At 69.9% G+C, this 12,548-nt stretch carries 11 protein-coding genes; 7 read left to right on the forward strand and 4 right to left on the reverse strand.

What is annotated here, in order from left to right:
• Nucleotides 1-50 precede the first annotated feature (50 nt).
• Nucleotides 51-794 carry an SDR family NAD(P)-dependent oxidoreductase gene (locus ACIBK5_RS01270; RefSeq protein WP_399014922.1) on the reverse strand — a complete coding sequence of 248 codons (744 nt, stop codon included), beginning with the start codon at nt 792-794 and terminating at the stop codon, nt 51-53.
• Nucleotides 795-962: 168 nt separating this feature from the next.
• Between ACIBK5_RS01270 and ACIBK5_RS01275 the strand changes: the two genes are divergently transcribed.
• The 3 genes from ACIBK5_RS01275 (at nt 963) to ACIBK5_RS01285 (ending at nt 4,208) form a co-directional block, all read left to right on the forward strand.
• Entirely contained in the window at nt 963-2,306 is a 1,344-nt protein-coding gene (locus tag ACIBK5_RS01275; RefSeq protein WP_399014924.1) for an ABC transporter substrate-binding protein, read from the forward strand.
• A gap of 64 nt (nt 2,307-2,370) precedes the next feature.
• Nucleotides 2,371-3,282 carry a carbohydrate ABC transporter permease gene (locus tag ACIBK5_RS01280; RefSeq protein ID WP_399014926.1) on the forward strand — a complete coding sequence of 304 codons (912 nt, stop codon included), beginning with the start codon at nt 2,371-2,373 and terminating at the stop codon, nt 3,280-3,282.
• Nucleotides 3,279-4,208: a carbohydrate ABC transporter permease gene (locus ACIBK5_RS01285; protein WP_399014927.1), complete on the forward strand. Its 930-nt coding sequence runs from the start codon at nt 3,279-3,281 to the stop codon at nt 4,206-4,208. Before ACIBK5_RS01280 ends, ACIBK5_RS01285 begins: the two co-directional genes overlap by 4 nt.
• A gap of 63 nt (nt 4,209-4,271) precedes the next feature.
• Here the strand turns inward: ACIBK5_RS01285 and ACIBK5_RS01290 are convergent, their stop codons facing one another.
• Nucleotides 4,272-6,320 carry a glycoside hydrolase family 2 protein gene (locus ACIBK5_RS01290; protein WP_399014929.1) on the reverse strand — a complete coding sequence of 683 codons (2,049 nt, stop codon included), beginning with the start codon at nt 6,318-6,320 and terminating at the stop codon, nt 4,272-4,274.
• Nucleotides 6,321-6,396: 76 nt separating this feature from the next.
• Between ACIBK5_RS01290 and ACIBK5_RS01295 the strand changes: the two genes are divergently transcribed.
• Nucleotides 6,397-7,659: a cellulase-like family protein gene (locus tag ACIBK5_RS01295; RefSeq protein ID WP_399014932.1), complete on the forward strand. Its 1,263-nt coding sequence runs from the start codon at nt 6,397-6,399 to the stop codon at nt 7,657-7,659.
• Between the two features lie 88 nt (nt 7,660-7,747).
• Here the strand turns inward: ACIBK5_RS01295 and ACIBK5_RS01300 are convergent, their stop codons facing one another.
• Nucleotides 7,748-8,638: a helix-turn-helix transcriptional regulator gene (locus ACIBK5_RS01300; protein WP_399014934.1), complete on the reverse strand. Its 891-nt coding sequence runs from the start codon at nt 8,636-8,638 to the stop codon at nt 7,748-7,750.
• A gap of 267 nt (nt 8,639-8,905) precedes the next feature.
• Here ACIBK5_RS01300 and ACIBK5_RS01305 point away from each other — a divergent pair, with 267 nt between their 5' ends.
• From ACIBK5_RS01305 to ACIBK5_RS01315, 3 genes are all read left to right on the forward strand, one after another.
• Nucleotides 8,906-9,922: a zinc-dependent alcohol dehydrogenase family protein gene (locus tag ACIBK5_RS01305; RefSeq protein ID WP_399014936.1), complete on the forward strand. Its 1,017-nt coding sequence runs from the start codon at nt 8,906-8,908 to the stop codon at nt 9,920-9,922.
• Nucleotides 9,923-9,958: 36 nt separating this feature from the next.
• Entirely contained in the window at nt 9,959-10,369 is a 411-nt protein-coding gene (locus tag ACIBK5_RS01310) for a cupin domain-containing protein (protein WP_399014938.1), read from the forward strand.
• A gap of 306 nt (nt 10,370-10,675) precedes the next feature.
• Entirely contained in the window at nt 10,676-11,950 is a 1,275-nt protein-coding gene (locus tag ACIBK5_RS01315) for a multidrug effflux MFS transporter (protein WP_399014941.1), read from the forward strand.
• Between the two features lie 186 nt (nt 11,951-12,136).
• Here the strand turns inward: ACIBK5_RS01315 and ACIBK5_RS01320 are convergent, their stop codons facing one another.
• On the reverse strand, nt 12,137-12,547 hold the full coding sequence (locus tag ACIBK5_RS01320) for a nuclear transport factor 2 family protein (protein WP_399014944.1): 411 nt from the start codon (nt 12,545-12,547) through the stop codon (nt 12,137-12,139).
• Nucleotide 12,548: the final 1 nt, after the last annotated feature.

Consider the following 12,548-nt stretch of genomic DNA (forward strand, 5'->3'; position numbering starts at 1 on the left):
CCGTTTCCGTATCGGTCCTTGCGCCTGGCCCACCGCACGGTGCGCGACGCTCACGAGGACTCCTTCATGACGCTCCATCCTCCATCGACCACCAGGCTGGCGCCGGTCACATAGGAGGCGTCCGCCGATGCCAGGAAGGCGACGGCCGCTGCCACCTCCTCCGGCTGCCCGAACCGCCCGGCCGCCGTGGCCGCCACACTGCGCGCCCGGTCGGACTCCGGGATCCCGTCCCAGGCGGCGGTCAGGATGGGACCGGGCAGCACGGTGTTGACCCGGATGCCGGGACCGTACTCGACGGCCAGCTGCCTGCCCAGCGAGCACAGCGCGCCCTTCGCGGCGGCGTAGGCGGCATGGCCCGGCAGGCCGATGACCGCGTGCACCGACGAGGTCAGGACGACGGAGCCCTTCGCCTCGCGCAGCGGGGCCGCGAACGTCTTCATCGCGCGCCAGGCGGGCTTGAGCAGCACCGCCATCTGACCGTCCCACTCGGCCTCGCTCAGTTCGTGGGCGGGCTTGTTGAGCTGGGCGAAGGCGTTGCTGTGCAGCACGTCCAGCCGGCCGTGGTGCTCGTCGACGTGGCGGGCCAGGTGCTCCCAGTCGGCGGCCGAGGTCACGTCGCAGTGAACGAACTCCGCGCGTCCGCCGCTGTCCGCGATGTCGGCCGCGACGGCCTTGCCGGCCACGTCGTCCACGTCCGTGACCACGACCACCGCCCCTTCGGCCGCGAGCCGGTGGGCCGTGGCCGCGCCGATACCGTGCGCCGCCCCGGTGATCACCGCCACGCGCCCCGTCATCCTGCGGCATTCCGTCATCACGTGCGTCTCCCCTCGCTCCTGCCTACGCACCCACCATAGCTGTTTCAATTAATTATGAATATATCTTGACGGCGTGGCGATGCCGCTCCGAGACTGACCGGCACGCAACAGGCACCTTCAGGACGAAGCCAGGAAGGACCTCCTCCCATGAGCCGCACCACACCCCGCCGCAGAAGCCGGGGCGCGCTAGCAACGACCCTTGTCGCCGTCTCCCTGCTCATCTCCGCCTGCGGGGGTCCGGCCGATTCGCAGGACAAGGCACAGGCATCCGCCAAGCCCGGCGAGAAGGTCGATCTGCGCTTCTGGTCGTGGGTTCCCGGTGTCGACAAGGCCGTCGACAAATGGAACGCCACTCACCCGGACATCCACGTCAAGCTGGAGAAGATCCCGGCGGGCAGCAGCGGCGGCTACGCGAAGATGCGCGCCGCCCTCAAGAGTGGCAACGCTCCCGACCTGGCACAGGTGGAGTACCAGGAGATCCCCTCGTTCCTGCTGGAGAACGGCCTGGTGAACCTGTCCGACTACGGCGCCGACAAGGACCGGTCGAAGTTCGTGGACTGGCAGTGGCAGCAGGGAGTCTTCGGCTCGGCCGTCTACGCGATCCCCCAGGCGTCCGGTCCGATGGGCCTGTTCTACCGCTCCGACCTGTTCAAGAAGTGGGGCATCGAGCCGCCCACCACCTGGGACGAGTACGCCCAGGCCGCGCAGAAGATCCGCGACGCCGACCCGAAGGCCTCCATCGGCACCTTCCCCCCGGGCAACTCGGCCTGGTTCACCGCACTCGCATGGCAGGCCGGCGCCAAGTGGTTCGGCGTCGACGGCGACACCTGGTCGGTGAACATCGCCTCCCCTGAGACCCTCAAGGTCGCCGCCTACTGGGACGACCTGCGCACCAAGAAACTGATCAAGACCGAACCCGACTTCGCCAACGGCTGGTACAAGGACCTGCAGTCCGGCGCCATCACCTCGTGGGTGAGTGCTCAGTGGGGCGACGCCATCATCAGCGGAAACGCTCCCAAGACCACCGGCAAATGGGCGGTGGCGCCCATGCCGCAGTGGACCAAGGGCGCGAACGTCTCCGCGAACTGGGGCGGTTCCTCCACGGCTGTCCTCAAGGGCGCCAAGCACATCCCCGAGGCCCTGAAGTTCGCCGAATGGCTCAACACCGACCCCGCGAGCGTCGACCTGCTGCTGCAGGGCGGCTACGGCTGGCCGGCGGGGGCCGACGCGTACCAGGGCTCCTCGCTGGACAAGCCGTCGAAGTTCTTCGGAGGCCAGAAGTACAACGAGGTCTTCGCACAGGCGGACAAGAACATCGACACCTCGTGGAAGTGGATACCGACGATCGACGCCACCTACCAGCACCTCAACGACGGCTTCCAGGCCGCCGTGGCGGGCAAGGGCTCGTTCGTCTCCGCGGTCGAGCAGGCACAGAAGCAGACCGTCGAGGACCTGAAGAGGAAGGGTCTGAAGGTTTCCACCGGCCAGTGACCGCCTCCGGAGGGCGCGACACGGCCGCCGCCGTTCTCCCCTCCGGACTCCAGAAAGCATCCTCATGCCCACCCGCACCCGAGCGCCCCGCCGCCGCGGAAATCTGGCGCCCATCGCCTTCGTCGCGCCCTTCCTCCTGCTGTTCCTGCTGACCTTCGCCGCCCCCATCGGTTACGCCGTCTACCAGAGCGTCATGGATGTCGAGCGCACCGGGCCGCTGGGGCTCGGCAGCAGCCGTACCGTCTTCGTAGCGCTGAGCAACTACTCCGAGGCGTTGTCCGACCACGCCTTTCTGCGCAGCATCGGTCGCGTGCTGCTGTTCGCGGCCGTCCAGGTGCCGGTGATGGTCGCGCTGGCCGCCGGGCTCGCGCTGCTGCTGGACACCGCCTCGGCCAGAGGCGTGCGGTTCTTCCGCGCCGCCTACTGCCTCCCCTACGGCGTTCCGGGGGTCATCGCGTCCATCCTGTGGGGCTTCCTGTACGTTCCGGGCGTCAGCCCGCTCGTGGACGGCATGCGCCACCTGGGAGTGTCGGTGGACCTCCTGGGCGGAGACACGGTGCTGTGGTCCATCGCGAACATCGTCACCTGGGAGTTCGCCGGCTACAACGTCCTGGTTCTCGTCGCCCAGCTGCGCACCGTCCCCGCGGAGCTGTACGAGGCCGCCCGCATCGACGGCGCCAGTGCGTGGATGACGGTCCGGTATGTCAAGCTGCCGCTGCTGCGCCCGGCGCTGGTCCTCACCACGGTCTTCACCATCATCGGCACGCTGCAGCTGTTCGCGGAACCCCTGGTGCTCAAGCCCGTCTCGTCGAGCATCGACAGCGCCTACACGCCCAACCTCAGCGCCTACAACGAGGCGTTCACCAACGACAACTACCACCTCGCCGCCGCCGAGGCAGTCCTGCTCGCCCTCGCCGCGTTCGTGCTCTCCTTCGGGTTCCTGCGGCTGGTCAACAAGAGAGGTGGGGACGCGTGAGTCTCCAGACAGCGGCCCGCACCGTCCCGCCGAGGGGTGAGAAGCCGGCCTCCGGCGACGGCACGACACCGCGCGGCGGCATCACCGGGGTCACCACGCGCAGTCGCATCCTGGTCACCGGCCTGCTCGTGGCAGCCGCCGGGTACTTCCTGCTCCCGGTGTACTGGCTGGTCGTGGCGTCCACCAAGTCCACCGGCGACCTGTTCGGCACCTTCGGGCTGTGGTTCTCCCAACCGCAGTTCCTGAGCAACCTGCACCAGGTGCTCACCTACGACGACGCGATCTATCTGCGCTGGGCCGTCAACAGCCTGCTGTACGCGGGGGTCGGCGCGGGCGTGGCGACGCTGCTGGCCGCGATGTCCGGCTACGCGCTGGCGAAGTTCTCCTTCGCCGGCCGCGACACGATCTTCAACATCGTGCTGGGCGGCGTCCTGATCCCTGGCACGGCGCTGGCGCTGCCGATGTACCTGCTGTTCAGCGAGGCGGGCCTGGCCAACACCTACTGGGCCGTCCTGCTGCCGAGCTTCGTCAGTCCCTTCGGCGTGTACCTGTGCCGGATCTACGCCGCGGCCTCCATACCGGACGAGTTGCTGGAGGCGGCCCGCATCGACGGCGCGGGAGAGATCCGTATCTTCACGGTCGTCGCTCTGCGCATCATGACCCCGGCCCTGGTGACGATCTTCCTCTTCCAGTTCGTCGGCATCTGGAACAACTACTTCCTGCCGCTGGTGATGCTGTCCGACTCCAAGCTCTACCCCATCACCCTCGGTCTGACGTCGTGGCAGTCCTTCGCCGACCGCCAACCGCAGCTCTACCAACTGACCGTGGGAGGCGCCTTTGTCTCCGTGGTCCCCCTGATGATCGCCATGGTCGCCCTGCAGCGCTTCTGGCGCAGTGGTCTGACCGAGGGGAGCGTCAAGGCCTGAACCCTCTAACGCGGAAGGGGGAAGGACAGACCGTCCTTCCCCCTTCCGCCGTACCACGTCAGGTCATCTGCCCCTGGGGTTCACCGCCCTGCGGAACACGTCGTGGACGAGCTTGGGCCGTTCCTCGGCGAAGGTGATCAGACCCATCACGCTGATGCCGTTGTAGTCCTGGTTGTATCCGGCCCGCTGCTTGTAGTCCTTGAGGACCCAGTAGGTGAAGCCTGCGACGAAGTCGCTCCGCTCCGTCACCTGCGCCCAGTGCGCGGTGAAGCTCGCCGCCTGCCACTCCTCCGTGCCCTGTGTGGTGGCGGGGCCGTGGGTGCCGGCCACGGACCAGGTGCCGTTCTCGGTGATCAGGATCGGCTTGTCGGGATACTTCGCGTGCACCGCGTCCAGCGTGGGACCGAGGTCGGCGTCCTTGCCGTAGAAGTAGCCGAAGTACTCGTTGAATCCGATCACGTCGGCGAGGTCGAACGCGGGGTCGTTGCTCGTGTTGGAGGCCCAGGTCACGGGACGGGCGGTGAGGTCGACCGCCTTTATGGCCGCCTTGAGGTCGGCGAGCCAGGCCCGGTAGACGGGGGCGCCGTCGGCGTCGATCTCCGACTCGTTCTGCAGACCCCACAGGATCACCGAAGGGTGGTTGTGCTGGTTCCACGCCATGGTCAGAGCCAGGGCGCGGGCGAGGCCGTAGCGCTCGGTCTGGAGCTTCTCCTGGGCGGTGTTGAGCCACATGGTGTCGATGTCGTCCATCACCAGCACGCCGTGCTCGTCCGCCCAGTCGTAGACGTACGGGTGCCGGTTGTAGACGCAGTTGCGGATGAAGTTGGCGCCCACCGCCGTGATGTGCCCCAGTTCCCGGTCGTACTCGGCCGGCGTCATCGCCCTGCCGTGGGCGGCCGTCTCCTCGTGCCAGTTGAGGCCCTTGAGGAACAGCGGCTTGCCGTTCAGGCGCAACTGGGCGTCCGCGATGCTGAGTTCGCGTACGCCGTACACGGTGGACAGTGTGTCCACTCGTGGCCCCGAGGCTCTGCCCGCGTTCAGGGTGGCCCGGGCGGTGAGCGTGTGCGGCGAGGCCGGGCTCCAGCGCGGGGCGTGGGGTATCGGGATCGAGACGCGCACGACGCCGGCCGACCGGGCCGCGATCCGTGCCGCGACCACGACGGGCCGGCCGCCGCTCCCCCGGCCGGGATCCAGGGTGAGCCGGCCGTCGAAGCCGGTGGCGCCGTGGTTCTCGACGACCGCGTGTGCCTCCAGGCGCCCGCGTGCGACGGACACGAGCAGTTTGGCGATGGTGACCTTCGGGACCGCCTCGATCCAGACGGACCGGGTCAGTCCGGCGTAGGGCCAGTAGTCGACGGGCTTGTACGGCAGCTCGTGGTCGTCGGTGACCGGTTGCGGCGTCGCGGCCGTGTAGTCGGTGTAGCTCGCCCTGCGGAAGACCCGCACGGCGATCGTCTGGCGGGTCCCCGGCCGAAGCGCCCCCGCGACCGGAAGCGCGAACGGCGAGTTGGCGCCTTCGTGTTTGCCCAGGTGCTCGCCGTCGAGCCACACCTCGGCGCTGTATCCGGCGGCCAGGAAGGCGACGCGTACGTGCCGGGCACGCCAGGACGCGGGCACGTCGATGGTGGTGCGGTACCAGGCGTAGCCGTCGGCGAACGCCGTGCCCTGGCCGAAGGGAGCGGTCTGCGAACCGAATCCGGGGGTGTCCAGCAGATCCCAGGCCGCCGGGACGCCGATACGGCCCCAGGCCCGGTCGTCGTGGCGCGGTGAGTGCCAGCCCTCGCCGAGTCCCTGGCCGGTGGGGTCGAACCGGAAACGCCAGCGTCTGTCCAGGGACAGATAGTCGCGCGTGGGCTCATGGGTGCGCCAGCCGTCGAAGGCCGGAAGCACCGTGCCGTACTGGAAGACGACGCTGGTGCCGCCGACCTCGCGCACATGGGTGCCGGAGGGCTCGGTGGCCGGGTGGGTGTCGAGCACCGGGCCGTTGGTGGCCGCCGCGGCCGTGCCGTCCGCCGCTCGTGCCGTCTCCGGCCAGGCGGGGAGCGCGACGGCGGCGGCCGCGCCGAGTGCCGCGACGACGGTGCGCCGGGACGGGTGGATGGATTCGCTCATGGCACATGAGCCTGAGCAGTCCCACCACCCCTGTCAAGCATTATTCATAATTAATGAATTGAGCTACCGTGCCCTCATGACGACACAGCAGCAAGCAATGGCCATCACCCTGTGGGACTTCAGCTGGTACACCCAGGCAGGCCCCGGCGAGCCGTTCGCCGACCTGGATCGCGCCTTCGCCGAGGCGGTGGACCGGGGCTTCAACACCGTGCGCGTCTGCGCCATGCCCTTCCTGCTGTTCTCCGGGCGCGTCCCCGATCCGGAGTCGATCGAGGTCCGCGGCCTGGGAGAGGAGTTCGGACAGCGCACCCGCTGGTACGACGTGCGCGGCGGCTATCCGCTGGACGGCCGCCGCCGGCTCGTCGAGCTGTTCGAGGCGGCCGCCCGTCACGACTGCCAGGTGATCGTGTCCTCCTGGGAGTACCAGCAGTCCCCCAGCTTCGCCGACACCGACGCCTGGCACCGCGCCCTGGCCGAGGTCCCCGGCCCGGACCGCGCCGAGGCGGTGGCCGAAGCACTCGCCGGACTCCTCGACTTCCTCACCGAGCGCGGACTGGCCGACCAGGTCGCCTACGTCGAGGTGCACAACGAGGTCGACAACTGCTCCCTCGTACCGCGCGACGGCGTCACCCACTACGCCTATCTGCGCGGCCCTCTCGACCGTGCCGTGAAGCTGCTGCGGGCCCGGCACCCCGGCATCCCCGTCACCTACTCCCTGGGCGAGCCCTGGCCGAGCGAGATCGACGACCTGCCGGAGGGGGCGCAGATCGCGCACTTCCACTTCTACGTCTACGGCGTGCTCGGCGCGCTCTACGAGGCGGTCGGACTCGGCCACGGCACCGAAGCGGCACCCGAGACGACCACCTGGCCCACCCCCGAACTGGCCGCCATGCTGCGCCCCGACGCACCCGCCTTCGCCGACTACCACCCGGACGAGCCCTGGCGACTGGCCGCCACCGGAATCCCCCGCGAACTGTTCTACACACTCGACTGGGTCGACCCCGACCGCTGGGACCTGTGGCTCTACGAGAACTATCCGGCGCACCGCCAGGCCATGCGGGAGACGCTGGCCGGGTGGGTCGACTCCGTCGCCGAGTTCGCCCGCCTGCGCGGCATCCCCGCCGTGCTCGGTGAAGGCGTCGTGGGATACACCCCGCTGCTGACGCGCTTCGAGGAGGACGCCGTCGGCAAGGACATCGCGGAGTTCGTCGTCGACCGCTGTCTCGCCGCGGGCTTCCGGGGCGTCGTCCTGACCTCGAACGCGGCCCCGCATCACCCCATGTGGCACACCGACCGCGACTGGATGCGGCGGGTCAACGCCCGCGTCACCACAAGCTGAACGCGACCGGCCCTCGGCGTACGAGCGGCACGACGTACCGGCCACGCCGCCGGCACTGCTCCCTTGCTGACCTGCGCGTAGAAGTGCCTCAGCCGGTGGTGGGGTGCTGCTGTGCGGCGGGTGTGCTGTCTTCGGTGGCGGCGAGCGAGGCGAGCAGGCGCAGACCCTCTTCGGAGGGGGTGCCGGGTTCGGCGGTGTAGATGGTCATGCTGAGACCGGGTTCGACGGTCAGATCGAGGGACTCGTAGGCGAGGGTGAGGGCGCCGACGGCGGGGTGGTGGAACCGCTTGGTACCGGTGCCGTGGCGACGGACGTTGTGCGCGCCCCACCGGGTGCGGAACTCCTCCACGCGGGTGGACAGCTCACCGACGAGGTCGTGCAGGTCCTTGTCGTACGGGTTGCGGCCGGCCTGTGCGTGGAGCAGGGCTACGGCCATGTCCGCGAACAGGTCCCAGTCGGGGTAGAAGCCGCGCGAGGCGGGGTCGAGGAACTGGAAGCGGGCCAGGTTCCGCTGATTGACCGGGTTCGCGAACAGGTCGGTGTAGAAGGCCCGTGCGAGCGCGTTGCTGGCGAGGATGTCCAGGCGGCCGTTGCACACGACTGCGGGCCCGGCGGTGATCGCGTCCAGCGTCCACTGCAGGCTGCGGTGGACCTGCGGCCCCGGGGCGCGGCGGCGGGGACGGGTGAGGATGTCGGTGCCGTCGGCGGCATGGGCCAGGTTCAGCAGATGGGCGCGCTCGGCGTCGTCCAGCTGCAGCACGCGGGCGACGGCTTCGAGGACAGCGGGCGAGACACCGGCGAGGTTGCCGCGCTCGAGCTTGGCGTAGTACTCGACGCTCATGTCGGCGAGCGCCGCGACCTCGCTCCTGCGCAGACCCGGCACGCGGCGTCGGGAGCCGGCGGGTAGTCCTGCCTGCTCGGGGGTGATCTTGGCACGCCGCGAGGTGAGGAACTCGCGGACCTCCTCACGGTTGTCCATGCCCTCGACGGTACGACCCGTCAGGCGTGAAAGGGATGCACTGCCGGTACACCCCTCACTGGTAACTCGCTCCCCGCCGGGAAGACCGCTTTCCTGGATGCCGGGCACCGCCCGAGTGGCGTACGCACCTTCCTGGACGGCACCGCCGCCTGCGACTGCGCAGGCGCGTTCGCTCGCCGCTCCGGCGGTGCCTGCCCTGGCCTGCGGCGGCCTGATGACAGCCCGGGCCCTGCCCCCTGTGACCACGGCACGTAAGGAAGACCTCTGATGCGCGGAGCAGTGATCCACGCCCCCGGCGACATCCGCTTCGAAACCCTCGACGACCCGAAGATCCTCAACCCCACCGACGCGATCATCCGCACGGCCGTCACCTGTGTGTGCGGCTCGGACCTGTGGCCCTACCGCGGCGCGGAGCCGACCGAGCAGGCTCACCCGATGGGCCACGAGTACGTCGGCTTCGTCGAGGAGGTCGGATCCGAGGTCACCGCGGTCAGGCCCGGCCAGTTCGTCGTCGGCTCGTTCGCCACCTCGGACAACACCTGCGCGAACTGCGGCAACGGCTTCCAGTCCAGCTGTCTGAACCGTGAGTTCATGTCCACCTGTCAGGCCGACTACGTCCGCATCCCCAACGCCCAGGGCACCCTGGTCGCCACCGATGGCACCCCGGACGAGAAGTACTGGCCGGGCCTGCTGGCCGTGTCCGACGTCATGGGCACGGGCTGGTGGGCCGCGGATGCCGCCGAGGTGAAGCCCGGCTCCACGGCCGTCGTCGTCGGTGACGGCGCGGTCGGCCTGTGTGCCGTGATCGCGGCCAAGGAGATGGGCGCCGAGCGGATCATCGTCATGAGCCGTCACGAGAGCCGGCAGCAGCTGGCCCTCGTCTACGGCGCCACCGACATCGTCACCGAGCGTGGCGAGGAGGGTGTCGCCCGGGTCAAGGAGCTGACCGGCGGGATCGGCGCGGACAGCGTGCTGGAGTGTGTCGGCACCGCCCAGGCGATGCAGCAGGCGCTGAACTCGGCGCGACCGGGCGGCAACGTCGGCTTCGTCGGCGTTCCGCACGAGGTCGCGGTCGACGGGCAGGAGTTGTTCTTCTCCCACGTCGGGCTGCGTGGCGGACCCGCCCCCGTGCGCCGCTATCTGCCCGACCTCATCGACCGCGTCCTGACCGGCGCGATCGACCCCGGCCGGGTCTTCGACCTCACTCTGCCCCTGGACCAGGTCGCCGAGGGCTACCGGGCGATGGACGAGCGCCGCGCCATCAAGACCCTCCTCAAGCCCTGACCCACCCACGGCACTCACGCAGAAGGAAGCAACACCGTGCAGATCACCCGAAGCTCGATCAACACCGTCAAGGGCCCCGCCGACTGGTTCACCGGCGACGTCCACATCGACGCCGTGGCCGCTGCCCCCGCCCCGTCCCGGGTCACCGCGAACCTGGTGCACTTCATGCCCGGCGCGCGTACGCACTGGCACCGCCACCCGCTCAGCCAGACCGTCTTCGTCACCGAGGGCGTCGGCCTGTGCCAGGGCCGCGGCGGACCCGTCGAGGTCATCCGGCCCGGCGACCGCGTCCTGTTCGAGGCCGACGAGGAGCACTGGCACGGCGCCGCACCGAACCGGCTCATGGTCCACCTGGCCATCAACGAGGCCGATGCCGATCACGACGTCGTGCACTGGCTGACCCCCGTCACCGACGAGGAGTACGCCGCCGCCCCCGCCACCGACTGACCCGCCCTCTCCGCCCCCCCCTGGACGGTGGCCGAGAGACAGTCGGCACACCGCCCGCTCGACCTCTGCGCCGGCCAGGTCGATGAGGCGTACGAGCGGGCGCTGACCCCGCCCTTGGCTACCGCTAGGGGGCATCGACACACCGTCAGGCATGCGCTGTCGATACACCCCTCGACAGAAACTCCCTGCCCACGGCAGAACACGCTTGTCTTGACGGCACCGGGTTTCTGCCGCGACGCCGGGAGCGCGTCGCGCAGCACCACCCCGCCCCGCCCTCTGGCCCTTCTCCTGCTCGATCGGAGCCGTGTGAACACCCCCGCCACCCCGAGCGCGCCGCGTGAGCGGACGGTCGGCCGTGCCCTCGCCGTCGTGCTGGCCCTGCTGACCGTGTTCGGGCCGATCTCGATGGACCTGTATCTGCCGGTGCTGCCGGCGCTGACCACCGAGCTGCACGCGTCGACGTCGGCCGCGCAGCTCACGGTCACCGCCTGCCTCCTCGGCCTGGCGTTCGGCCAGCTCATCGCCGGCCCGCTCTCGGACCGTCTCGGCCGCCGCCGCCCGATGCTGGCCGGCGCCGTCGCCTACATCGCCACCTCGGTGCTGTGCGCGTTCAGCCCCAGCGTCGAGTCGCTGGTCGCCGCCCGCTTCGTACAGGGCCTGGCCGGGGCCGTCGGCATCGTGATCGCCCAGGCCGCCGGACGCGACCTGTACTCCGGCGGCAGACTGGTGCGCTACTACGGCAGTCTCACCGTGATCGGCGGCCTGGCCGCCATCGTCGGACCGGTCCTGGGCGGCCAGCTCGCGGCCTTTACCGACTGGCGCGGCATCTTCCTGTTCCTCGCCCTGCTCGGCGCCGTGATCCTCGCCGCCTGCCTCACCGTCTTCCGTGAGACCCTGCCCGCGGCCGAGCGCACCGGCGGCGGCCTGGCCCGGAGCGGACGTGACTTCCGCCGTCTGCTGGCCGACCGGCTCTTCCTGGGCGCCGTCCTGATCACCGGGTTCGTCAACGCCGCCCTGTTCGCCTACCTCAGCGGCGCCACCTATGTACTGCAGGGCATCTACGGGCTGTCCCCGCAGGGCTATTCGTTGGCGTTCGGCTTGAACTCCGCCGGATTCATGGTGTTCGGCTTCGTCGCCGGGAGGCTCTCCGAGCGGTGGTCGGAGAAGGGCACCCTCGTCCTGGGCCTGGTCATGACCCTGATGGGCGCGGCCGGCCTCCTGGCCACCGCGTCGCTGCACCTGCCGCTCGCCGCCATCGTGCTGTCCCTGCTGACCATGGTCAGCGGCGTCGCCACCACCACCCCGCCCTCCACGTCCCTCGCCCTCGCGCACTACCCCGAGATCGCCGGCACGGCGTCGTCGCTGCTCGGCACGGCGCGCTTCGCGTTCGGCGGCATGGCCGCCCCGCTCGTCGGCCTCGGCGGCTCGGCCACGGCCCTCCCCCTCGGAGTTGTCACCGTCGTATGTGCCGCCCTCGCCGTGATCGTCCACGCCTTCGCCGTGCACCCCCACACCCGGGCGGCAGAGCACACCGTCGCCACCCTGCAGCCTGTCTCCGACCGGATGACGGCCTCCTCCTGACCTCCCTCTGCACGCGGAACGGATACCCATCCATCCCGCGCGCCACCAAGGAAAGGACACCCCCATGTGGTGCGCACACGTCGGCGGCGTCGACCTGAGGGTCAGCCGCCTCGCGCTGGGCACCATGAACTTCGTGCACGAGCACGACGGTGGGGTTCATCCGTGCTGTCCTCAGGTGGCGGAGGGTCAGGGGGTCATGGCGTCGCGGACCAGCGCGGTGTCCACGAACTGTTCGAAGCGGACGATCAGGCCGCCGCGCACGACGAAGTGGTGGGCGACCCGGACGTCGATCTTCTTGCCGGTGGCCTTGTTGGCCGCCGTGTAGCGGGCGAGGACGACGACGTTCTCGCCGTCGACGACGTAGGTGTCGTCGTGGGCGGTCCAGCCGTCCCACTCCTTGCCCAGTTGCTCCATGACGTTGGAGGTGACCCCGTCGGGGGTGCGGTAGGTGCCGGCGAGGGGGAAGCCGGCCATCTCCGTCCACTCCACGTCGGGGGCGAGGGTGGCGCGCAGGGCTTCCAGGTCACCGGCCGCGGAGGCCAGGTACTGGCGGCGTACGACGTCGGCGGGGGCGGTGGACGCCGCGAAGTCGGTCATG

The organism is Streptomyces sp. NPDC050546 (assembly GCF_044457425.1).
GTDB lineage: Bacteria > Actinomycetota > Actinomycetes > Streptomycetales > Streptomycetaceae > Streptomyces.